Consider the following 22,686-nt stretch of genomic DNA (forward strand, 5'->3'; position numbering starts at 1 on the left):
GCTATTCCGTGATGACAAACCGCGTCGGGGCGAAACAGTTCAGGATCCGGTGCACCAGAAAGACCAGCGTCAGCGTCACAATAAGCGACGTGGTCACCGAGGTGATGCGATAGAGGTCGCTGAAGATCAGATCCTGGTCGGGTTGCAGGTTCTGGCCGAACATAATCCCGATCGTGGTAATACTGGCGAAACCCACCCCGGCGCCGACCTTCTCCATCACGTGCAGGCGCGCGCTGAAGGCCAACCCCAGGCCGATCAGCGGCATCATCAGCACCATATGATTGCTGAAATCATAGATCAGTAGCTGCACCACCAGAATATACAGGCACGCCAGCACCACCCCCACCACGCGCCACAGCGAGCTGATCACCGCGCCGCGATAGTGCATCGGGAAGAGGATCAAAATCCCCGCCATCAGCGCCGAGAGGGAATCGCTCAGATCGCAGATCTGGAAGACCACGAAAATGAGGGTGGCGACGGTACCGGAGAGCAGAGACTCATGGCGGATGCGGGCGGCGTCTTTCTCGATGCGCGGCGGCGGCTTCCGCGGTTCCACATCCGGGATCAGGTAATTCATTAACGCGCTGAGCGCCACCGCCATCACGCAGGCTTCCATATTAGAGAACAGCAGCGTGTGCCAGTTGCTGGTGGGATAGCTCATAAAGTTGAGCATCGTGCTCTGACAGACCACCCCCATCGACCCCAGCAGAAACAGCGGCCCCTGGCTCATAAAGCGAAAACGCATCACGTAGAGGCCAAAAACCACCAGCGTCATGATCACCGGCCATTGCGACAAATAGCCGACGATCAGCACCATTTCCACGCAATTCACCGCCGCGCTAAAAATGAACTGCGTTGCGACGTGGCGGTTGAAAACCGGCACCAGCGACAGCAGCATCAGCGGATAGACCACAAAGAAAACGCCGTACTGCACGTCGTAGAAGGTCGATATGCTCAGCGCAATCATCCCGGCGAAGGCAATGCGCAGCGTCTGGCGAAAGTCATTCGCCGTATAGACGATATTGCCGTGCGGGGTGAAGACCCGGGCCAGCGTATTAATAGACATAGTGCAGCAGGCTCACCAGATGGATCTGCAGCCCGGCAAAGGTACGGGCGAACGGCCCCTCGCTATTATAGAGCTGTACCGTAGCGCGAGCCCCGGTCGGCAGCGCCTTTTCCAGCGGCTCGTCGAGGGCGACGTGGATACGCATCCGCTGGGCATCGCGTACCCAGCGGGTGGACTGCTCCGGCTGCGACAGCTGGCCGTTAACCTCTTCCTGGCCGGCCAGAATACCGGCATCGCTGCTGGTGACGTGCGCCGGGAAGACTTTACCCGGCAGAGCGTCAAAGACCACCGCGGCATCGGTATTCACTCCGGTATGACGCAGGCTTTTCTCACGAAAATCGGCGACGATATCAGTATGGTTGCTGACCAGCGCCAGCAGCGGCGTGGCGGCGGTAGAATACAGGCCGGGGTTGAGCTGCAGGTTGCTCACCATCCCGTCCGTTTCGGCGTAGACTTTGCTCCAGCCAAGGTTGAGCCGCGCCTCTTCCAGCGCATTACGGTATTTTTGCAGCGTGACGTTGCGGCTATCGTCACGCTCCCCGCGTTGGATTAACAGATTCTGAATGCTGGCATTCAGCGCGCTCACCGCTTGTTCGCTGCTCTGCCAGGTGGTGCGCACCTTATCCAGATCCGCCTGCGAGACGTTCTGCATGGCGCTCAGGCGCTGGTAGCGATCGAGGGTGACCTTATCGTTGCGGGCGGTGTACTGCGCGGTACGCAGGTTGGCGCGCGCGGCGGCGATCTGCGCATCCAGCTGCTGGTTGCTCAGCTTCGCCTGGGCAAGCGCAATCTGCGCCGCCTGGACTTTGTTGATAAACGGCGTCGGATCCAGCTCATAGAGCAGGTCTCCCTTCTTCACCTGGCTATTATTGTGCACATAGACCTGTGACACATAGCCGGAGACCCGCGGTGCGACCGGGGTCACCACCCGCATCACGGTGGAGTCCGGCGTCAGCGGGATCCAGATATCGGCAACGATAAACCAGGCGAATACCACCAGGAAAGTGGCAATACTCACCCTTACCCAGCGGGCAAATTTTTGTTCTGGCGTCATCATAGTTTTTTAGATCTTATTATCTTCTTCGCGGATGATCCGCAAATTGCAGGCGATTTGATTTAATGTGGCGCTGAAGGTGGCGAGATCGTCCGGCGGAATGGTCCGGGTGACCCGGGTTTGATAAACCTCAATCACGCGGTTCAGCTCTTCCAGTATCGACCGACCTTCCGCCGTCAACGTCAGCAGGCGTATACGTTTGTCATAGGGCGATGTTGAACGTAGCAGATAGCCCTGGTTTTCGAGCTGCGTGAGGGTGCGCATCAGCGGTGGCAGTTCAATGCCCTGCACCTCCGCCAGTTCGCTGACTGAGACGTTGTCCCCCAGCTGATGCAGCTGCATCAGCACCGTCCAGCTTGACTGGGTCAGGCCGGTCTCGGTGATGGCGGCGTCGATGGTCGCGCGCCACTGGCGGACCACCATCGCCATCCGCATCCCCATCGGGCGGCGGGCAAACAGTTCGTCTTCGGTCATGTTTCTTTCCTCAGTTAGCTGAGAAGAAAATAATACTTATCAGGGTAAGTATCAAGAAACAGCGGACGCAGAAGCATTAATTGATAAATATCGTGAATGTCATAACTCTGGCGGGTATTTCCCCGGTCACGCTGCGCTTATAAGGGCTACGGGGCGATAGCCCTTATAAGGCGTTTACGCGCAGTCCGGGGAAAAGCGCATTTTTTAATTTATCTGATCCCGCCGTAACCCGACGTCTTTCAGCTGTTCGTCGCTCATTCGCTGCAGTACCCGTCGGGTTTGTTCCCGAAGCCACCATTTTTTGAGCGCCCGACTCAGTAATACGAAGCCGATAAACGGCTGTCTTGCCCGGTTCTCGTGAAATTCCATCCTCTACCTCCTCGCCTTACCAGAGGCTTTATCTTCACGGATCCGAGGCTAAACAATACAGATTCACAAAATACTTTTCTTTAACATACAGATTGGCTAAAACGGTATCTGCGTGGAATTTTTCCCGCCAATCTGTACCGGTTTATCCATCTGTATGGCGAAAATAAGGGATACAGCATGACGCGTTATCAACATCTGGCCAATCTGCTGGCGGAGCGCATTGAACAAGGCCTGTATCGCGACGGTGAAAAGCTGCCTTCGGTACGCAGCCTGAGCCAGGAGCACGGAGTCAGCATCAGCACCGTTCAGCAGGCCTACCAGACCCTGGAACAACAGCGGCTGATCACCCCGCAGCCGCGATCCGGCTATTTTGTCGCCCCGCGGAAAGCTCAACCGCCGGTGCCGCCGATGTCGCGCCCGGTACAGCGCCCGGTGGAGATCACCCAGTGGGATCAGGTGTTGACCATGCTCGACGCGCGCAACGACAAATCGATCATCCCTTTCGGCGGCGGTTCACCGGACGTCACTCAGCCGAGCCTGAAACCGCTGTGGCGCGAGCTCAGCCGGGTGGTACAGCATAATCTCAGCGAAGTACTTAACTATGACGAACTGGCGGGGCGCCGCGAACTGCGGGAGCAGATCGCCCGCCTGATGCTGGACGGCGGTTCCGTGGTCACCGCCAACGATCTGGTGATCACCAGCGGGTGTCACAGTGCGCTGTCGCTGGCCCTGCTGTCGGTGTGCCAGCCTGGCGACATCGTCGCGGTGGAGTCGCCGACCTATTACGGCACCATGCAGCTGCTGCGCGGTTTAGGGATCAAAGCCATTGAGATCCCGACCGATCCGGACAGCGGGATCAGTATTGAAGCGCTGGAGCTGGCGCTGGAGCAGTGGCCGATCAAAGGGGTGATCCTGGTTCCCAACTGCAACAACCCGCAGGGGTTTATTATGCCGGACGCCCGTAAGCGGGCCGTGCTAACCCTCGCCCAGCGCCACGATATCGTCATTTTTGAGGATGATATTTACGGCGAGCTGGCCACCGACTACCCGCGTCCGCGCACCATTCATTCATGGGATATCGACGGCCGGGTCATGCTCTGCAGTTCCTTTACCAAAACCATTGCCCCCGGACTGCGCATCGGCTGGATTGCGCCCGGCCGCTATTACGATCGTCTGCTGCAGATGAAATATGCCGCCAGCGGCACCAACGTCCCGGCCACCCAGCTGGCGGCCTCAACGTTCATTAGCGAAGGCCACTACCATCGCCACGTGCGGCGCATGCGCCAGATCTATCAGCGCAACATGGAGATCTATACCTGCTGGCTGCGGGAGTATTTTCCCTGCGGGATCTGCGTCACCCGACCAAAGGGCGGCTATATGCTGTGGGTCGAGCTTCCCGAACACGTGGATATGGTCTGCGTCGCCAAACAGCTGTGCCGCCTGAAAATCCAGGTCGCGCCGGGGTCGCTGTTTTCGGCCTCGGGGAAATACCGCAACTGCGTCAGGATCAACTGCGCCCTGCCGCCGATCGACAAGCACCGGGAGGTGATGGTGAAGCTGGGCGAAGCGGTGAAGGTGGCGATGGAGTGAGTTTTTCACCGTCACGAACTGGCTTGTCCCCGGCAGCGCTGCGCTGACCGGGGCTAAGGGTTCCCGGCCACCTGCGGGTCCTCGTCAAAAAACACCATCCCTTTATACGGCCGCTCGCGACAGGCGGCCAGGCGACGGGCCAGGCTGCCGACGTGCAGCTCCAGCTTGTGGCCGTCGGGGTCGAGGAAGTAATAAGACGCCCCTTCGCTTTTATTCACTTTCCACATCGTCACCCCGGCCACCTCCAGACGGGCGGCAAACCCGGCGAAATCGGCTTCGGCGATGCTAAACGCGTAGTGGGTATAGTCGCTCTCCTCCGGCGGGGTGGGGCGCCGCTGCGGGTCCAGCGACAGGCACAGCCACAGATCGCCGCAGGCAAGATAGGCTCCGCCGTCCCAGCGGGCGTGCAGCTTCATCCCCAGCAGCTGGTGATAAAAGGCGACGCTCGGCGCCAGCTCGCTGACTGCCAGGGTCAGGTGATTTAATCCGCTCAGCATGGTTTATCCTCTAATGACATCACGATTTGCTGCCGTAGCCATTGGTGCGCCGGATCGCGGTGCCAGCGCTCGTGCCACAGCATCAGCATATCAAACCCGGCCACCGCCAGCGGCGGCTCAATAACCGTCAGCCCGCTAACCCCGCGCACCAGCCGCTCCGGCACCACCGCCACCAGCTCGCTGTTGCGCAGCGTCTCCAGCATAAACAGGAAATGTGGCACCGAAAGGACAACCCGTCGCGCCAGCCCGAGATTAGCCAGCGCGATATCGGTCGCCGCATGAAAACCGCCGCCGTCCGGCGAGACGATCGCCTGCTCCAGCTGGCAGAACCGTGCAAGGCTCAGCCCGGGATTGAGCGCCGGGTGCCCCGCTCTGCCCGCCAGCACGTAACGCTCGCTGAACAGCAGTCGCTGATGCAGTTCCGGCGGCGCGCCATCCCGGGTATGAAGAACCAGATCCACCTCGTCACGTTCCGCCTGCTGCACCAGCCGTGCCGGCTGGAGCTCAAACACCGCCAGGCGGCTGGCCGGCGATGCCAGCCGCAGCGCGTGCAACGCCGGAAGCAAAATCGCCGAGGCCATATAATCTGTCGCCGCGACGCGCCAGGTCTGCGCCGCCGTCGCCGGATCGAACCGACTGGCGGGCGCCACCGCCTGCTCGAGGGCGGTGAGCGCATCGCGCAGCGGCCCGCGTAACTCATCGGCGCGAGCGGTAGGCAGCATGCCGCGCGGCCCCGGCAGTAGCAGCGGGTCGGCAAAGATCTCCCGCAGTCTGGCGAGCTGGATACTGACCGATGGCTGCGACAGATTCAGCCGCTGCGCCGCCCGCGTGACGTTGTGTTCACTCAGCAGCACATCGAGGGTGCGCAGCAGATTAAGGTCCAGACGGTGTAAATTAATCACAGCTATACCTGAGATTTAAGTAATTAATTTCTACTATAACGGCTCAGCGCCTACTCTGCAGCTCTCCACAGCCCAGAGGTGATGTTATGAAAGTACTGTTGATTTACGCCCATCCTGAACCCCGTTCGCTAAATGGCGGTTTAAAAGATTTTGCCGTGCAACATCTGCAGCAGGCCGGGCACGAGGTGCAGGTCTCCGATCTCTACGCCATGCGCTGGAAAGCGGGCTTTGATGCCGACGACAGTAGCGCCCCGCCGGTCGGCGAGTTCTGGCGTTCGACGCTCGACTCAAAGCAGGCCTTTGAACAGGGAACGCAAAGTGCGGATATCGTTGCGGAGCAGGAGAAGCTGCTGTGGGCCGATACGGTGATTTTTCAGTTCCCGCTGTGGTGGTTCTCGATGCCCGCCATTATGAAAGGCTGGATAGATCGCGTGTATGCCTACGGTTTTGCCTATGGCGTCGGCGAGCACAGCGATAGCCATTGGGGCGATCGCTACGGCGAAGGGACCTTCGTCGGCAAGCGAGCGATGCTGGTCGTCACCGCCGGCGGCTGGGCGGAGCACTATTCGTCGCGCGGTATCAACGGACCGATCGACGATATTCTGTTCCCTATCCAGCATGGGATACTGTTTTACCCCGGCTTCGAGGTGCTGCCGCCGCTGGTGTTCTACCGCACGGAAAAAACCGATGCCGAACGTTTCGCTGAACAGTGCGCGGAACTGGCGCTGCGTCTGGATACCCTGGCACACACTGCGCCCATCCCGTTCCGCCGGCAGAACCACGGCGATTATCTGATCCCGTCCCTGACGCTGCGTCCGGAGCTGGCGCCGGGAGAGAGCGGCTTTGTGGTGCACCGCCACAACGGGTAATTCGCGCTGGCGATACCCCGGGCAAACGGGATATCGCCATCATGGGTATGATGAATTGTGAGCCTCCGCGCAATAACGGAAACCCATCGCCCTGCACCGCCCAACATGTTGATCGCTATCAAGAATAATCATACCGTCTGGTCGGTATGATTCCGGCCATGAATATGGAAGCCCAGCACCGCAAAAAAGATCCCGCCCGCCTGCATCAGCAACTGCTGGAGTCAGCGGCAACCATTGCCGGCAGGGATGGCATCGCCTCGCTCTCGCTGAACGCCGTTGCTCAGGGGGCAGGCGTCAGTAAAGGCGGTCTTCTGCATCACTTTCCCAATAAACAGGCGCTGCTCTTCGCCCTGTTCGCCCGTCTGCTGGCGATTATGGAAAAGGCGATAAGCGAGCTGATGGCCGCCGATAATATCGCTTACGGGCGCTTTACCCGCGCCTACCTGCACTATCTTTCCGACCTGACGGACACCCACGAAAGCCGCCAGCTGATGGTGCTGTCGCTGGCGATGCCGGACGAACCGGTGCTGCGAAAATGCTGGCGCGACTGGATGCTGGGGTATCTGGCGCAGGGGGATGAGCTGGATAACAGCCATACCGGTACCCTGGTGCGCTATGCCGCCGACGGCATCTGGTTATCGGAGCTCACCGAAGGGCGCACCATGAGCAGCGAACACCGCCGATCCCTGGTGAGCGATCTGACGAAGATGACGCTTCCCGCGTGAAGCGCTTAGATTGAGGCCGCGATGCGCTACAACATCCATGCCCGTCTCATTTATGATGCAACGGACGGCACACTGACCCTACCGGGAAGCGATGAACCAGATAGCCAGCTGTCGATCACCGCCAGCGCGCTGCTGTACTATTTTCTGCGCCATCCCGAGGTTATCAGCCGCGACGAAGTGCTGAAAAAGGTCTGGGATGATAACGGATTAACCTCATCTAACAGCAACCTCAACCAGTACCTGAGCATGCTGCGCAAGACCTTCCGCCACTATGACATCGACAATATCATTGTCACCGTGTCGCGCGGCCTGCTGCAGCTCAACCCCGATTTAACCATCGCCATCATTGACGACGGCGCGGTGGTTCCGGCCGCGCCCGAGGCGCAAATCCCGCCGGCGCAGGAGTCCATTTCGCCTTCCGCCGCCGAGGAAAACGCCGCCCCCTCGCGGCATGCGCGGGGCACCTGCTGGTATCTCGCCGGAGCCAGCCTGCTGACCATCGCCCTGCTGCTGCTGGCCTTTGCTTTCGTCGGCGGCAGCGAATCCCGCCCCATCACCCTGACCCAAATGACCCACAGCCAGTGCGAGCTGCTGGCCAGCGACGAGATGCTGCGATCGGTCTCCGCCAGCGCCTACGGCAAAAATTTTGATGAGGTGCGCCAGCGGCTGAAGCTGGAGTGTAAACCCGGCGAACGCTTCGTCTTCTTCTATGGCGACAGGCTGGAAACTAACGGCCTGGGCCGGGTGTTTCTCGCCCACTGCGCCATGCATGAAGACAACCCGTTCAGCTATTGCGATAACTATTTCTACTACTCCTGGAAGCCGCAATGAGACTCGCCCCCCGTCCCTTCTTCGCTCTCTCGGCCCTGGTGTTTATCACCGCCGCGGGGATCAGCGCCTGGAAACTGCTGCCGGTTGAAAAAGACGGCGTGATGAGCTGTTCCAGCAAAGCCATCATGCGTTTTGAGAACATGGATAAAGAGAACGTGAACGGCAATATCCATTTTAATTTTGCCGCCAACGGCAAAGGCTCGATGGTGGTCGAAGGCTATACCGACTCTGCGGCCGGCTGGCTCTATCTGCAACGCTACGTCAAATTTAACTGGACCAGTCAGCGCATCTCTGCCACCGAGCGCCACTACCGCATCAGCAAATGGGAATCCAGCGCCTCGTCCATCGACGAGTCCCCGGACGTGATCTTTGCCTATTTTATGCGTGAGATGTCCGACAGCCACGATGGCCTGTTTCTTAACGCCCAGAAGCTCAACGAGAAGGCAATTCTGCTGAGCTCCATCAACTCTCCGCTGTATGTCTGCACCCTGAAATCCGGCAGCCAGTTCGATTAATCCCACTCCCCTGCTTTCCCGGTATCGCCCTCACCGCGAAACCGCACTTTTTGCATTTATCTGGCGGAAAAAAACATGACCATACCCACATTTAATTGAGGGATATATTACCCCGCGTCCGCAATAAATTAGCACCCCATTAACATTCCCCGCGGCGCGCCTCAACGCGCTAAAAACCCCCCGTGGCAACGCCAAATTCCCGCACGACACATCAGCATAAACAGATAAATAAGAGACTATAAAAGGCTAAATCACCGAGTAAAAATCTAAAAATAAACATTTCACGGATTTAAATTTCACTCAGTCTTCATTTCCCTATAGTGGACGTCGAACGCCGCTACCGCGTGTTGACGCCGTAACGCGGACGGTTTTCCCGAATCACAAAACCTGTTCTGGAGGAGATCACAATGGGTGATGCATTGGGGCTTATTGAAACCAAAGGTCTGGTGGCCTGCATTGAAGCGGCGGATGCAATGTGCAAAGCCGCCAACGTCGAGCTGATTGGCTATGAAAACGTCGGCTCCGGGCTGGTCACCGCGATGGTGAAAGGCGACGTCGGCGCCGTCAAAGCGGCGGTGGACTCCGGCGTGGAATCGGCGCAGCGCATCGGGGAAGTGGTGACCTCGCTGGTTATCGCCCGCCCGCATAACGACATCAACAAAATCGTCATTAAACACAAGGCTTAAGGCCAGGAGAACGCAAATGGGTGATGCATTAGGTCTGATTGAAACCAAAGGTCTGGTGGCCTGCATTGAGGCGGCGGACGCGATGTGCAAAGCCGCCAACGTCGAGCTGATTGGCTATGAAAACGTCGGCTCCGGGCTGGTCACCGCGATGGTGAAAGGCGACGTCGGCGCCGTCAAAGCGGCGGTGGACTCCGGCGTGGAATCGGCGCAGCGCATCGGGGAAGTGGTGACCTCGCTGGTTATCGCCCGTCCGCATAACGACATCAACAAAATCGTCGCGCATTACAAAGTCGCGGAATAACGGGAGACAACATGATGAAAGAAGCGCTTGGTCTGATCGAAACCAAAGGTCTGGTGGCCTGTATTGAAGCCGCGGACGCGATGTGTAAAGCCGCCAACGTCGAGCTGATTGGCTATGAAAACGTCGGCTCCGGGCTGGTCACCGCGATGGTGAAAGGCGATGTCGGCGCCGTCAATGCCGCCGTAGATTCCGGCGTCGAAGCGGCAAAACGCATTGGCGAAGTGGTGACCTCTCGCGTCATTGCCCGCCCCCATAACGATATCGAAAAAATCGCGTCGCAGCACAAGGCATGACCTGACAGGGCGCGCCCCGTCTCCACTCTTTTAGTCTGATGAAGGATAGACTCATGATTGAACTGGATAACGATTTGCTGTCCCGCCAGAACGCGCGGGAACTGGTGCGCAGCGCCAAAAAGGCTCAGGCGATTCTGGCCACCTTTTCGCAGCAACAAATCGACGCCATCGTGAAAAACGTGGCCCAGGAAGCAGCGCACCACGCCGAAGCGCTGGCGAAAATGGCCGCGGAAGAGACCGGATTTGGCAACTGGCAGGATAAAGTGCTGAAAAACCGTTTCGCCTCGCTGCGCGTCTACGACGCCATCAAAGATATGAAGACCGTCGGCATCATTCATGACGATCCGCTAAAAAAAGTGATGGACGTGGGCGTGCCGCTGGGCGTGATTTGTGCGCTGGTCCCGTCAACGAACCCCACCTCTACGGTTATCTATAAGACGCTGATTGCCCTGAAAGCCGGCAACGCGATTATCTTCTCGCCGCATCCAGGCGCGCGTCAGTGCAGCTGGAAAGCGATTGAGATCGTCAAGCGCGCCGCCGAAGCGGCAGGCGCGCCGGCGGGCTGCGTCAGCGGCATTACCGAACTGACGCTGGAAGCCACCTCGGAGCTGATGCACAGCAAAGAGGTCTCGCTGATTCTGGCGACCGGCGGTGAAGGGATGGTTCGCGCGGCCTATGCTTCCGGCACCCCAACGATCAGCGGTGGACCGGGTAACGGACCGGCCTTTATCGAACGCAGCGCCGATATTCACTGCGCGGTGCAAGACATCATTACCAGCAAAACCTTCGATAACGGAGTCATTTGCGCCTCAGAACAGTCGATCATCGTCGAACGCTGCATTTATGACGACGTCCACCGCGAGCTGGAAGCCCAGGGCGCGTACTTTATGAATGAAGGCGAAGCGGCCAAAATGGCGGCCCTGCTGCTGCGCCCGAATGGCACCATCAACCCGAAAGTGGTCGGCAAAACCGCGCTGTATCTCAGCCAGCTGGCCGGTTTCAGCGTCCCGGCCAGCACCAAAGTGCTGATCGCCGGGCAGACCACCGTCTCCCACCAGAACCCCTACTCCCGCGAAAAACTGTGCCCGATTCTCGGCCTGTACGTAGAAGAGGACTGGAAGGCCGCCTGTCACCGGGTAATGGAACTGCTGAGCAACGAAGGCCTCGGCCATACGCTGGTGATCCACACCCGCAACCAGGATGTGATTCGTCAGTTCTGCCTCGAAAAACCGGTTAACCGCATTTTGATCAACACCCCGGCGGCGCTGGGCGGCATCGGCGCGACCACCAATATCACCCCGGCATTAACCCTTGGCTGCGGCGCGGTCGGCGGCGGCTCCAGCTCCGATAACGTCGGCCCCATGAACCTGCTCAACATCCGCAGAGTCGGCTACGGCGTGCGTTCCATCGATGAACTGCGCGCCCCAGGCAGCCGCCCGGAACCGCAGCCGACCATCGTCACCCCAGCGGATAACCCGCACCGCAGCATTCTTGACGACCAGCGTTTCACCTCCGCGGGCGCCGCCACGCTCTGCCCGACCCGTAGCGTAACGGCCGATGACCGCTTTGCGATCGCCGCCGCGGCCGCGGAAGGCGAGATCAACGAGCAAAACGTGGAACGCATCATCCGCCAGGTGCTGGAGCGCTTAGGTCAGTAATGCATTGAGATAAGGCGATAAAAACAATGATTCTCGCAAAGGTAGTCGGACATGTCGTCGCCACGCAGAAATGCGCAGAGCTACGCGGCAGCAACCTGCTGCTGATCGTCAAGTTAGATGATGACCAGCAGCCGATGAAAGACCAGACCTGGGTCGCCGTCGACAGCGTCGGCGCCGGCATGCACGACATCGTCCTGGCGGAAGAGTACTTAGCGCTCAATAAGGATCGCTACACCGCCATGTCGGTGGTCGCCATTGTCGAGAACGTGTTTCGGGACGCTTAAGGAGCGAATAACCCAATGAGTGAATTTTTGCTGAAACCCCGGATCCGCTTTGGTCAGGACGCGCTGGCGGTCCTTAACGAGCTGCCGGCCCGTAACGTCCTGCTGGTGACCGACAAGGCGATGGTCAAATTTGGCCTTGCCGAACGCGTGACTGGCCCCTGGCGCCAGCGCGGCATCGCTTTCCAGGTCTGGGATGACGTGGTCGCGGATCCGGATATCGCCACCCTCGTACGCGGGATGAAGCTGATGGACGCCCGCTATCCGGAGCTGGTCGTGGCGCTGGGCGGCGGGTCGGTCATTGACGCGGCCAAAGCGGTTATTTTCGCCCTCGCCCAGACCCGTCCGCAGGCCGGGCGCCAGCCTCCCTGCTTCGTGGCGATTCCGACCACCAGCGGCACCGGCTCTGAAGTCACCGCCTTTTCGGTGGTGAAAGCCCATACCGAAAAACTGGTGCTGGTGGATTCATCGCTGCTGCCGGATATCGCCATTCTCGACCCGTCGCTGGTGGCTTCGGTGCCGCCGGCGATCACCGCCGATACCGGCATGGACGTGCTGTGCCACGCGCTGGAAGCCTACGTCTCCCGCGCCGCCAGCGACTTTACCGATGCGCTGGCCGAAAAGGTAGTACAGCAGGTTTTCCGCTATCTGCCGACCTGCTGGCGCAGCGGCGACAATCTGCTGGCGCGCGAAAAAATGCACAACGCCTCCTGCATGGCGGGGATGGCCTTCACCAACGCCTCCCTCGGGATTACCCATAGCCTGGCCCACGCGCTTGGCGGCGTCTTTCGCGTGCCGCACGGCCGCGCCAATGCGCTGCTGATGGCGGAGGTGGTGGCATGGAATGCCGATTATCAGGGCCAGTGCGACACCGAGGCCGCCGTTAAATATGCCCGCCTGGCGCATTTGCTCGACCTGCCCGCCGGCAGCACCCGCCAGGGTGTCGCCAGCCTGCTGGTGGCGATTCAGACCTTAAAAGATGAAATGGCCCTGCCAACCGGCATCGGCGATACCGACGTTGATGGCGCCGATTTTGATCATCGGCTGGCGGAGATGGTCGGCCAGGCGCTGCGCGATAGCTGTACGCCAACCAATCCGCGCACCCCGGACGCTCACGCCTTAACCGAGATTTATCGCCGGGCCTGGACCGGTCACCAGGGCGGCGCTGCCGTTCAGGGTCACCCATAAAAAGATTGGAGAAGCTTACCATGGCACACTACAGCTTAACCCCGCGCGTCACCGTGCTGGTACAACGTTTACTGTCACAAAAAAGCACCCTCTGTACCGAACATGCCGCCGCGCTGAGCGCCCTTGATGGCGATATCGCCGGTATCCCCGCCGCCGTGAAACCGGCGCGCCGTTTCTATGAACTGATGCGCCAGCTGCCGGTGTGCATCAGCCCCGACGAGCTGATCGTCGGCAACCAGACCCGTCAGCCACACGGGGCGATTTTCCACGATGAGAGCGCAATGCATCGCCCGTCGGCGTTCCGCTTCCTGAATCTTAACGACGAACTGGACTCCCCGGACTACCGGCTGATTGTCGAAAAAGGCGTGCTGGCGATCAAACACCAGCTGGAAGAGAAAACCCGCAGCCTCGGCAGCGCCGTTAGCCGCAGCGGGATGGATGAAGTCAACGGCTGTCGCGCCGCGATTTACGCCTGCGACGCCCTGCTCACCCTCGCGCAGAAGCTGGCCGCCAGCGCCGAAACCCTTGCGGCGGCGGAAAGCAACGCCTACCGCCAGGCCGAGCTGCTGGAGAGCGCGGCGATCCTGCATCACGTGCCGGCCCATCCGGCGCGTAACTTTAAAGAAGCCTGCCAGGCCTTTTACCTGTTCCAGCTGGCGCTGCAGCTGGATAACGGCAGCTATGCGGTGAACCCGGAAGGCGCCGACAAGGCCCTGCTGCCGTGGTATCAACGCGATATCGCCAGCGGCGCCCTGACCGCGCAGCAGGCGTATGAGATCGTTGAATGCCTGTGGTTCAAACTGGCGGAACTGAGCGAAGTCCGCGCGGCCTGCGCGATCGACGGCTATCCGATGTTCGACGCCCTGCGCCACGGCGCCAGCCTCGATGACGCCAGCGTGGTCATCAACGAACTCTCCGCTCTGTTCCTCTGCGCGCAACGCAATCTGAGCGCGCTCAACCTGCCGGTGCGCCTGTTCCGCGGCAAGCAACACCTCGCCAGCGTGCCGTTCGCCGCCGACAGCGCTACTCCGGTCATGGAAGGGCTGACGCCGCGGATGCAGCGCCTGCGTAACCACTACCTGCAGGCGCGCCCGAGCGTCTCTATTTACCGCGCGCTGGCCTTCACCGAAGTGGTCAAAGCCAACCCGGGGATGCCCACCATTCTGCTGCGTGCCAAAGCTTTCCGCCGCGCCTGCGAAACCGCGCCGGTTCTGATTCAGAACGATGAGCTGATCGTCGGCCATCCGTGCGGTAAAGCCCGTGCCGGCGCCTTCTCGCCGGATATCGCCTGGCGCTGGGTACGCGACGAGCTCGACACCATGAGCACCCGTCCGCAGGATCCGTTTGAGATCAGCGAAGAAGATAAGAAAACCATCCGCGAAGAGATCGTCCCGTTCTGGGAAGGCCGTTCGCTGGATGAGATTTGTGAAGCGCAATACCGTGAAGCCGGGGTGTGGGCGTTCAGCGGCGAGACGTTCGTCAGCGACCTCTCCTATCACCAGATTAACGGCGGCGGCGATACCTGCCCTGGCTACGACGTGCTGCTGTTTACCAAAGGGATGAACGGCATCAAAGCCGATGCCCAGGCCCACCTCGACCAGCTGAGCATGGAAAATCCGCAGGATATCGACCGCATCTACTTCTACAAAGCGGCGATTGAAACCTGCGAAGGAGTGGTGAACTACGCTCAGCGCATCGCCGCGCACGCCCGCGAGCTGGCAGCGCAGGAGCCGAACGCCCGGCGTCGCGCCGAGCTGCTGACCATTGCCGAAGTGAATGAGAACGTACCGGCGAACCCGCCGAAAACCCTGCAGGAAGCGCTGCAAAGCATCTGGACCGTCGAGTCGCTGTTCGAAGTGGAAGAGAACCAGACCGGTCTGTCGTTAGGGCGCGTCGACCAGTACTGCTACCCGATGTTCGAGGCCGATATCCGTGAAGGCCGTCTGACCCACGACGGGGCGCTGGAGCTGATGCAGGCATTCATCATCAAGTGCGCCGAACTGATGTGGATGTCCAGCGAACTGGGGGCGAAATACTTCGCCGGCTACCAGCCGTTTATCAACCTCACCGTCGGCGGCCAGAAGCGCTCCGGCGGCGACGCCTGCAACGATCTGACCTATCTGATTATGGACGCCGTGCGCTTCGTGAAGGTCTATCAGCCGTCGCTGGCCTGCCGGATTCACAACCAGTCGCCGCAGAAGTATATGGAAAAAATCGTCGACGTGGTGAAGGCGGGGATGGGCTTCCCGGCCTGCCACTTCGATGATTCCCACATCAAGATGATGCTGCGTAAAGGCTTCGATTTTGAAGACGCGCGCGACTACTGCCTGATGGGCTGTGTCGAGCCGCAGAAATCCGGGCGGATCTATCAATGGACCTCCACCGGCTACACCCAGTGGCCCATCGCCATCGAGTTCGTGCTCAACCGCGGCCGGATGGTGCTGTTCGATAGTTACCAGGGGCTGGATACCGGCGACCTGCGCGAGCTGCAAACCTTCGAAGCGTTCGACGCGGCGGTGAAACAGCAGATTGCCCATATCGTCCGCCTGTCGGCGATTGGGACGGTGATCAGCCAGCGCGTCCACCGCGACGTGGCGCCGAAACCGCTGATGTCGCTGCTGGTCGAAGGCTGCATGGAGAGCGGCAGGGACGTCGCCGCCGGTGGCGCTGTCGTTAACCACGGGCCGGGGCTGATTTTCTCCGGGCTGGCGACCTACGTCGACTCCCTCGCGGCGATCCGCAAGCTGGTGTACGAAGAGAAGAAATACACCCTCGAGCAGATCCGCGATGCGCTGCTGGCCAATTTCGAAGGCTATGAAGCGCTACGCCGCGACTGCCTGAATGCGCCGAAATATGGCAACGACGATAACTACGTCGACCAGTACGCGCTGGATATCACCGAGTGGACGGAACGCGAGTGCCGTAAGTACAAGATGCTCTACTCCACCCTCAGCCACGGCACGCTGTCGATCTCCAACAACACGCCGATTGGCGAACTGACCAACGCCACTCCGAACGGCCGCCTGGCGTGGATGCCGCTGTCCGACGGTATCAGCCCGACCCAGGGGGCCGATAAGCAAGGCCCGACCGCGATCATCAAATCGGTGAGCAAGATGAACGTGGAGACCATGAACATCGGCATGGTGCATAACTTCAAATTCCTCAAAGGGTTGCTGGATACCCAGGAAGGACGCCATGGCCTGATCACCCTGCTGCGTACCGCCTCGATTCTCGGCAACGGCCAGATGCAGTTCAGCTATGTCGATAACGAAGTGCTGAAAAAGGCTCAGCGGGAACCGGAGAAATACCGCGACCTGATTGTGCGCGTCGCCGGCTACAGCGCCTACTTTGTCGAGCTGTGCAAAGAGGTACAGGACGAGATCATCAGCCGCACGGTCATCGAGAAGTTCTGATAAAGACACGGACGTTTTTGGACACGGATGTCCCGTTCGTTTTACTGGAGGTATGTGTGAGCGCAAAACAAGAATTAACCGGGCGAATATTCAATATCCAGAAATATTCGATTTATGACGGCGATGGCATCCGCACGCTGGTGTTTTTTAAGGGCTGCAATATTCGCTGCCCGTGGTGCGCCAACCCGGAAGGCCTCAGCAGCCAGTTTCAGGTGATGTTCTCGCACGATAAATGCATTAACTGCGGCGACTGCGTTAACGTCTGCCCGGCCGGGATTCACTATCGGGCAGAAGAAAATGGCGCGATGAAGCACTTCGTCGACCGCAATAAAGACTGTATCGGCTGTCGCCAATGCGAAGAGATTTGCACCCAGAACGCGCTGGATATTATGGGCAAAGATGTCACCGTCAGCGAGCTGATGGCGATCATCATGCAGGATTATGACTTCTATATCTCCTCCGGCGGCGGGGTGACCATCGGCGGCGGCGAGATGAGCCTGCAAACCGATTTTGCCGTCGCGCTGTTCAGCGAATGCAAAAAGATGATGCTCAATACCGCCATCGAAACTCAGGGCACCACGCCGCTGGCGAATTATCAAAAGCTGGCGCCGGTCACCGACACCTTCTTATTCGATATTAAGCAAATTAATAGCCAGCACCATAAGGCCCTGTTTGGCATCGGTAATGAGGGGATTCGCCGCAATCTGGAATGGCTGGTGGATTCCGGCGCCAGCGTGATTGTGCGTATGCCGCTGGTACGCGGATATAACGATTCGTGGGACGCCATTACCGGCGCGATTGATTATGTGCAGAAGCTGGCGAAACGCGGAAATATCCGCCGCATCGATATGCTGCCGTATCACCAGTTGGGACGCAAAAAATATGAGCGCCTGGACATGCCCTACCCCATTACCCGGGACCCCTCTTACTCGCCGGCAGAGCTGGACCAGCTGGAAACGTTCTTCACGCAGTTTGATTTTGATATTCGCTTAGTTCGCCATTAACAGGAGCCGACATGAAAAGTTTAGGCGTAATTGAAACGCGAGGGTTAGTCGCCGCCATTCAGGCCGTAGACGCCGCCTGCAAGGCCGCTGGGGTGACCTGCATTGGTTATCGCAAAGTCGGATCGGGGCTGGTCAGCGTCTGTTTCGAAGGTGAAATCAGCGCGATCCTCACCGCTATTGAGCGCGGCGTCGAGGTCGCCGGTACGGGGCAGCACGTCAATTCACTGGTTATCGCGCGCCCGGAACCCAGCGTGGTGACGGCGCTGAGCAATCTGAAAGGCCGCCCGCCGCGCCCGGCGGCCTCCGCCAACCTCGCCTCCCCGATAGCGGATCAGGCCGGGAGCGACCTCAACGTTGCGGCGGTCACCCCGACCGCGCCGGCAAAAACCGAACCGACGACGCCCCCGGCCTCCGGTGAGTCGGCGGATAAAGGCACCGCGATGAAGAAAGGGAAAAAGGCATGATCGACACCCTGCTACAGGAAAAAATCGCCGCCCGCCTGACGCGCATCGCCGCGGAGATTCCGGTCGGCATCTCTAACCGCCACGTCCATCTGTCGCAGCAGGATGTCGAAACGCTGTTCGGCAAGGGCTACACGCTGACGCCGTTGAAAGCGCTACGCCAGCCGGGGCAGTTTGCCGCCGGGGAGTGCGTAACCGTCGTTGGGCCGAAAGGCTCGCTGACCAACGTCCGCGTCCTCGGTCCCACCCGCCCGGTCACCCAGCTGGAAATTTCCCGCGCCGACTGCTTCACCCTCGGGATTAACGCGCCGGTACGCGAGTCCGGGCAGTTGGATAACGCCGGCAGCGCCCTGCTGATTGGCCCGGCGGGCCACGTGGAACTCCATTCCCAGGTGATCTGCGCCTGGCGGCATATTCATATGTCGCCGCAGGATGCGCGGCGGCTGCATGTCAGCAACGGGCAGAAGGTGCGCGTAGGCAGCCGGGGCGAGCGTCAGCTGACGTTCGATGAAGTGGTGGTCCGGGTGCGGGAAGATTTTGCCCTCGAGTTCCATATCGATACCGAAGAAGCTAACGCCGCCGGGTTAAAAAACGGCGCGCTGGTCGCGCTTATCGCTTAACGGAGGCCCGCCATGACCGACGAACAAATCGAACGCCTGGTGACGGGAATTATCCAGCGGCTACAGCCGCCGGTGCTGGTGATGGTCAGCTCAGCCGCTGGCTACCGCCATGCGATCCGCAACCGTCTGGCAGGCTGCGGGCTGCCTCTGCATATCGCCCTGGATGACGGAATAACGGACGCCGCGCAGTGGCAGGCGCTCGGGGAGGTGATCCCCTCCGCCGTCTGGCACGAGGCGCTGCCCTCGCAGGCCTGGCGGGCCGTGGTGCTGCCGTTTCTCGACTACCCGCTGGCGGCGGACCTGCTGAACGGGGCTGTGCACCGCCCGCTCGCCAGACGGCTGCACGACGCGCTGCTGGCTGGCCTGCCGGTGCTGGCATTACGTTATCACTGCGATCCTGACAGCGAACTGAACCAGCTGCGCGGCGCGGCGAGCAATACGCCTTACGCCAGCCATCTGCGGTCCACACTTGCCCGGCTGGAAGAGTGCGGGGTCACGCTGTGCACCATCCATGAGCTGCTGGCGAAGCTGGCTGCGGGAGCGGAAACAGACCCGCAGGTTCCGGCGGCCGCGCCGCGTCGTTATCTCACCGTCACAGACATGGTGAATAATCCGGCGCTGGCTTCCGCTCCCGATGCCGTCCTGACCGATGCCGCTATCGATTTTTTAAAAAACAGAAAAAAAGAACCCTACCTTAATAAATAGATCCGGAGTTTATTATGTCTTCTAAAACAAAATGTTGGCTATGGATGCTGCTGGTTATCCTCTCGGAAACCTCCGCAACTTCAACGCTCAAAATGTTCGGTAGCAGCGAAGGGGTAACCAAAATGCTGCTGCTCGGGCTGCTGGTGGCGCTGTACTGCACCTGCTACTACTCGCTGTCCCGGGCGGTAAAGGATATTCCCGTCGGCCTGGCTTACGCCACCTGGTCCGGCACCGGTATTCTGGTGGTGTCGACGCTGGGGATGGCGTTTTACGGCCAGCATCCGGATACCGCGGCCATTATCGGCATGGCGGTAATCGCCAGCGGCATCGTTATCATGAATCTGTTTTCTAAAATGGGCAGCGAGGAGAGCGCCGACATGCCCTCCGAGCCGGTTACTGCTCTGGATAAAAAGATCGCCAACTAACAGGAAAGGAATAGCATATGTTTAATCTCGGATTCTTATGGCTGGCGCTGTCCATCGGCTCAGAAATTACCGGCACCTCAATGATCAAAAAAACCAACGGCTTTAGCAAGCTGGCGCCGTCGGTGCTGGTGGTCTGCGCCTACGCGCTATGCTATTTCGCCCTCACCCGCGCGATGAGCACCATTCCGGTAGGGGTGGCCTATTCGCTGTGGTGCGGATTTGGCATTGTCGGCGTCACCATCTGCTCCATGATCCTGTATAAGCAAAAACCAGATCTGCCGGCGATCTTCGCCATGCTGCTGATCATCTCCGGCGGCATCATCATGAACGTCTTCTCCACGATGTAAGCGCAGACGGTAACCCGGGCATGGGTTTACCCCACGCCCGTTTCATGGCAGCAGGATAACCGTATGAACAGAATCGTCGTCATCGCCCGCCCATGTCGTTGGTGGCTGCCTGCATAACAGGCGGCACGATTTTCGTTTCCATTTTCAAAGCCGCCGGAAGGCGGCTTTGTTGTTTCTCAGTGACGTCTTTCGGCTTAATCGCACGGTAAGGAGTCTCTGATGAATACCATACCTACCATACTGACCGACGACCGTCCCACCGGCCAGCTGCACCTCGGCCACTACGTAGGCTCTCTGCGCCAGCGGGTCCAGCTTCAGCACGATCATCGGCAATTTATTCTCGTGGCCGACCTGCAGGGGCTCACGGATAACGGCAGCGATCCGCAAAAACGACGATTTGTCTGCAATCCGCGCCATCTGCGGATCGCCGATCCCGGCCAAAGCGAAGGCAATGTCGTCTTTACTTATCTTGATGCCTTCCACCAGGATAACTCGCTGATTGCCGATATGAAGGCCCACTACCAGCGCGGTGGCCTGGGAGACCGGCAGTGTAAAAACGAGCTGGAGGATTGCCTGCAGACGCTGCTGGCGCCGATACGCGAACGCCGGGCGACGATTATTGCCGATAAAGGCATGCTGCTGGAATTGCTGCGTCAGGGCAGCGAACGGGCGCATCACCTCACACAGCAGACGCTGCATGAAGTGAAACGTGGGCTGGGGCTACCGGTACTGTTCTGAACGCCAGTGGCACGGCGCTTTAGCATTGCGGGTCGTGCCCACCCTCATACATCTTCACACAGTCGCGCCCGCTGCGCTTGGCAACGTACAGCGCGCTGTCGGCGTCACGCAGTAGCCGGTTGTAATCCGGATGACCGGTATGCACGGCATAGCCGATGCTGGCGGTAATCGCGATATCGGTCTCGCCGCCAACGTTAAACGAGAGCTGGCGGATAGTTTTGCGCAGGTGTTCAAGGAGCGTGAAGGCCTCGGCCGCACCGGTTTCCACCAGAACCAGCAGAAACTCCTCACCGCCATAGCGGAAGATGTAATCGCTGGAACGGATATTATCCCCGAGCAGGCCGGCAACGTGCTTGATCGCCCGGTCGCCCACCATATGTCCCCAGCTATCATTGATCTCTTTGAAATGGTCGATATCCACAATCGCTACCGTCATCGGCAGCTCATGTTCCATGGCGAGCGTGACCTCGTGCTTGAGGACCACCGGGAGATAGCGACGGTTTAACAGGCTGGTCAGAGAATCTTTGCCGCTCTGCATCTGCGACAGGCTGCTGAAGATAACCCCGAGCTGGTTGCCGATCTGCTGACAATGAATATGGATCCCCTGCAGCAGGCTTTGCGTATTTTTATATTCTGCATCGCCGTTCGATGATTTCCAGCCGGTAATTAAACGATCGACCTGGCTAATTAAGCCGGTAATCTCTTCCATCTGGGTATTTTTATTAAAATAGCGCACGCATTTATGACGGAACCACAGGCCAAATTCTGACTCCGATAATAACGTCGCATTCATATCGCTCTTATTTTCACTGACGATATTAAAAATTGCGCTATTTTCCCATCCGGAGAGTGAAGCCTGCTGTTTACCATATTCCATCGGCACATTGTCCATCAGGCTATACAGGCGAAAAGCCTCTTCATTTTTGGTCGCCCGATAGTGCGATAGGGTGTAGGCATGGCACATCATCTCGATCGCCATATTAATCGCCATCACCGCGTAGTGGATGGTTGCCATCCCGGTCTGGTGGTCGATATCGCTGTCACGGACATATTCAATCAGCCCGGCCTTGAGCTGACGTGCGCCGCGCAGTACGGCCTCCGCCGGGATACCGATGCGCGCGTGAATGCTGCCAATATGATACTGCCGCTCTGCCAGCGCCTGCAGCTGCTCCTTATCGCTGGTCAGGATATCCTTGACCCACACCGCCAGTGAACGGCTGAGGCGTTCCTGCACCAGATCATAAGTCAGGTGGCGGGCAATATCAGGATCCTGAAAAATAAAGTCATAAAAGCGCGCCGCCAGCGCTTGCGCCTGCTCAGCGGCGATATTTTGCAGGACGGCTTTGACTTCCGCGCTCAGACCGTCGTACAGCGGCAGCCATTCCTTAAAAATAACGGAGATATATTTTTTGCTTTCATCGTTCATTGGATAAAGCACTCGCCGGGCGTAGGTCGCTTTTCAGGGGGCAAAGATCATACAACAGTTCGTCAGGGTCAACCAGATTGAAAATGCAGCAGCGCTGCTTTTCTCCCCAGGCGATCCTCGGTTCCGGTACGCCCGCCATTCCCGTAATTTCCATGCGGATAGCGTCACGGCGGGAGGGCGCCGTCTAACTACGGTAGCGGCGAGGATCGGGATGGCTGATGATGGCCGGAGGCCAGAGGGAGCAGAGC

At 59.2% G+C, this 22,686-nt stretch carries 26 protein-coding genes; 19 read left to right on the forward strand and 7 right to left on the reverse strand.

Annotation, left to right across the window (positions count from 1 at the left end; genetic code table 11):
• Position 1 precedes the first annotated feature (1 nt).
• From EDF73_RS15875 to EDF73_RS15890, 4 genes are all read right to left on the reverse strand, one after another.
• The gene (locus EDF73_RS15875; RefSeq protein ID WP_132730050.1) at positions 2-1,066 is read right to left on the reverse strand and encodes a DUF2955 domain-containing protein; all 1,065 of its coding nucleotides are present in this window, start codon (positions 1,064-1,066) and stop codon (positions 2-4) included.
• Positions 1,056-2,123: an HlyD family secretion protein gene (locus EDF73_RS15880; protein WP_132730051.1), complete on the reverse strand. Its 1,068-nt coding sequence runs from the start codon at positions 2,121-2,123 to the stop codon at positions 1,056-1,058. The genes EDF73_RS15875 and EDF73_RS15880 overlap by 11 nt, the downstream gene beginning before the upstream one ends.
• A 6-nt stretch (positions 2,124-2,129) precedes the next feature.
• Positions 2,130-2,594, reverse strand: coding sequence for a MarR family transcriptional regulator (locus tag EDF73_RS15885; RefSeq protein WP_132730052.1), 465 nt, complete (start codon positions 2,592-2,594; stop codon positions 2,130-2,132).
• A 204-nt stretch (positions 2,595-2,798) separates the two neighbouring features.
• Positions 2,799-2,963, reverse strand: coding sequence for a DUF1127 domain-containing protein (locus EDF73_RS15890; protein ID WP_132730053.1), 165 nt, complete (start codon positions 2,961-2,963; stop codon positions 2,799-2,801).
• 177 nt (positions 2,964-3,140) lie between these two features.
• Here EDF73_RS15890 and EDF73_RS15895 point away from each other — a divergent pair, with 177 nt between their 5' ends.
• Positions 3,141-4,553: a PLP-dependent aminotransferase family protein gene (locus tag EDF73_RS15895; RefSeq protein WP_132730054.1), complete on the forward strand. Its 1,413-nt coding sequence runs from the start codon at positions 3,141-3,143 to the stop codon at positions 4,551-4,553.
• A gap of 53 nt (positions 4,554-4,606) precedes the next feature.
• Here EDF73_RS15895 and EDF73_RS15900 read toward each other — a convergent pair whose 3' ends face one another.
• Together EDF73_RS15900 and EDF73_RS15905 are read right to left on the reverse strand one after the other, a co-directional pair.
• On the reverse strand, positions 4,607-5,050 hold the full coding sequence (locus EDF73_RS15900) for a FosA family fosfomycin resistance glutathione transferase (protein ID WP_132730055.1): 444 nt from the start codon (positions 5,048-5,050) through the stop codon (positions 4,607-4,609).
• Positions 5,044-5,952: a LysR family transcriptional regulator gene (locus tag EDF73_RS15905; protein ID WP_132730056.1), complete on the reverse strand. Its 909-nt coding sequence runs from the start codon at positions 5,950-5,952 to the stop codon at positions 5,044-5,046. The genes EDF73_RS15900 and EDF73_RS15905 overlap by 7 nt, the downstream gene beginning before the upstream one ends.
• 86 nt (positions 5,953-6,038) lie before the next feature.
• On the opposite strand from EDF73_RS15905, the gene EDF73_RS15910 reads away from it, so the two are divergent.
• The 18 genes from EDF73_RS15910 (at position 6,039) to EDF73_RS15995 (ending at position 21,012) form a co-directional block, all read left to right on the forward strand.
• Positions 6,039-6,821: an NAD(P)H-dependent oxidoreductase gene (locus EDF73_RS15910; protein WP_132730057.1), complete on the forward strand. Its 783-nt coding sequence runs from the start codon at positions 6,039-6,041 to the stop codon at positions 6,819-6,821.
• Positions 6,822-6,967: 146 nt separating this feature from the next.
• A complete protein-coding gene (locus EDF73_RS15915; RefSeq protein ID WP_132730058.1) occupies positions 6,968-7,546 on the forward strand; it encodes a TetR/AcrR family transcriptional regulator in 579 nt (192 codons plus the stop codon).
• Positions 7,547-7,567: 21 nt separating this feature from the next.
• A complete protein-coding gene (locus tag EDF73_RS15920; protein WP_132730059.1) occupies positions 7,568-8,377 on the forward strand; it encodes a winged helix-turn-helix domain-containing protein in 810 nt (269 codons plus the stop codon).
• A complete protein-coding gene (locus tag EDF73_RS15925; protein WP_085397217.1) occupies positions 8,374-8,892 on the forward strand; it encodes a FidL-like protein in 519 nt (172 codons plus the stop codon). Before EDF73_RS15920 ends, EDF73_RS15925 begins: the two co-directional genes overlap by 4 nt.
• A 407-nt stretch (positions 8,893-9,299) precedes the next feature.
• Positions 9,300-9,578 carry a BMC domain-containing protein gene (locus tag EDF73_RS15930; RefSeq protein WP_001540796.1) on the forward strand — a complete coding sequence of 93 codons (279 nt, stop codon included), beginning with the start codon at positions 9,300-9,302 and terminating at the stop codon, positions 9,576-9,578.
• A gap of 16 nt (positions 9,579-9,594) precedes the next feature.
• Positions 9,595-9,879 carry a BMC domain-containing protein gene (locus EDF73_RS15935; RefSeq protein WP_041143877.1) on the forward strand — a complete coding sequence of 95 codons (285 nt, stop codon included), beginning with the start codon at positions 9,595-9,597 and terminating at the stop codon, positions 9,877-9,879.
• Positions 9,880-9,893: 14 nt separating this feature from the next.
• On the forward strand, positions 9,894-10,172 hold the full coding sequence (locus tag EDF73_RS15940; protein WP_015585230.1) for a BMC domain-containing protein: 279 nt from the start codon (positions 9,894-9,896) through the stop codon (positions 10,170-10,172).
• Positions 10,173-10,225: 53 nt separating this feature from the next.
• Positions 10,226-11,830, forward strand: coding sequence for an acetaldehyde dehydrogenase (acetylating) (locus tag EDF73_RS15945; RefSeq protein ID WP_132730060.1), 1,605 nt, complete (start codon positions 10,226-10,228; stop codon positions 11,828-11,830).
• 26 nt (positions 11,831-11,856) lie between these two features.
• Positions 11,857-12,114 (forward strand): EutN/CcmL family microcompartment protein, encoded by a 258-nt coding sequence (locus tag EDF73_RS15950; protein WP_132730061.1) that lies wholly within the window; start codon positions 11,857-11,859, stop codon positions 12,112-12,114.
• Positions 12,115-12,129: 15 nt separating this feature from the next.
• Positions 12,130-13,299 carry a 1-propanol dehydrogenase PduQ gene (locus EDF73_RS15955; protein ID WP_132730062.1) on the forward strand — a complete coding sequence of 390 codons (1,170 nt, stop codon included), beginning with the start codon at positions 12,130-12,132 and terminating at the stop codon, positions 13,297-13,299.
• Between the two features lie 20 nt (positions 13,300-13,319).
• Positions 13,320-16,712, forward strand: a complete 3,393-nt coding sequence (cutC, locus tag EDF73_RS15960; protein ID WP_132730063.1) for a choline trimethylamine-lyase — start codon at positions 13,320-13,322, stop codon at positions 16,710-16,712.
• Positions 16,713-16,768: 56 nt separating this feature from the next.
• Entirely contained in the window at positions 16,769-17,716 is a 948-nt protein-coding gene (gene cutD, locus EDF73_RS15965; RefSeq protein WP_132730064.1) for a choline TMA-lyase-activating enzyme, read from the forward strand.
• Between the two features lie 11 nt (positions 17,717-17,727).
• Entirely contained in the window at positions 17,728-18,180 is a 453-nt protein-coding gene (locus EDF73_RS15970; protein WP_132730065.1) for a BMC domain-containing protein, read from the forward strand.
• Positions 18,177-18,797, forward strand: a complete 621-nt coding sequence (locus tag EDF73_RS15975; RefSeq protein ID WP_132730066.1) for a phosphate propanoyltransferase — start codon at positions 18,177-18,179, stop codon at positions 18,795-18,797. The genes EDF73_RS15970 and EDF73_RS15975 overlap by 4 nt, the downstream gene beginning before the upstream one ends.
• Before the next feature lie 12 nt (positions 18,798-18,809).
• Positions 18,810-19,502 (forward strand): hypothetical protein, encoded by a 693-nt coding sequence (locus tag EDF73_RS15980; protein WP_132730067.1) that lies wholly within the window; start codon positions 18,810-18,812, stop codon positions 19,500-19,502.
• A 14-nt stretch (positions 19,503-19,516) separates the two neighbouring features.
• Positions 19,517-19,927 carry a multidrug efflux SMR transporter gene (locus tag EDF73_RS15985; protein WP_132730068.1) on the forward strand — a complete coding sequence of 137 codons (411 nt, stop codon included), beginning with the start codon at positions 19,517-19,519 and terminating at the stop codon, positions 19,925-19,927.
• 17 nt (positions 19,928-19,944) lie between these two features.
• Complete coding sequence (locus EDF73_RS15990) at positions 19,945-20,274, forward strand: multidrug efflux SMR transporter (protein WP_132730069.1); 330 nt, start codon at positions 19,945-19,947, stop codon at positions 20,272-20,274.
• A 219-nt stretch (positions 20,275-20,493) separates the two neighbouring features.
• The gene (locus EDF73_RS15995; RefSeq protein ID WP_132730070.1) at positions 20,494-21,012 is read left to right on the forward strand and encodes a hypothetical protein; all 519 of its coding nucleotides are present in this window, start codon (positions 20,494-20,496) and stop codon (positions 21,010-21,012) included.
• 19 nt (positions 21,013-21,031) lie between these two features.
• Here the strand turns inward: EDF73_RS15995 and EDF73_RS16000 are convergent, their stop codons facing one another.
• Positions 21,032-22,438, reverse strand: coding sequence for a GGDEF domain-containing protein (locus tag EDF73_RS16000; protein WP_132730071.1), 1,407 nt, complete (start codon positions 22,436-22,438; stop codon positions 21,032-21,034).
• Between the last annotated feature and the right edge of the window lie 248 nt (positions 22,439-22,686).

The organism is Klebsiella sp. BIGb0138 (assembly GCF_004342285.1).
Classification (GTDB): Bacteria; Pseudomonadota; Gammaproteobacteria; order Enterobacterales; family Enterobacteriaceae; genus Klebsiella.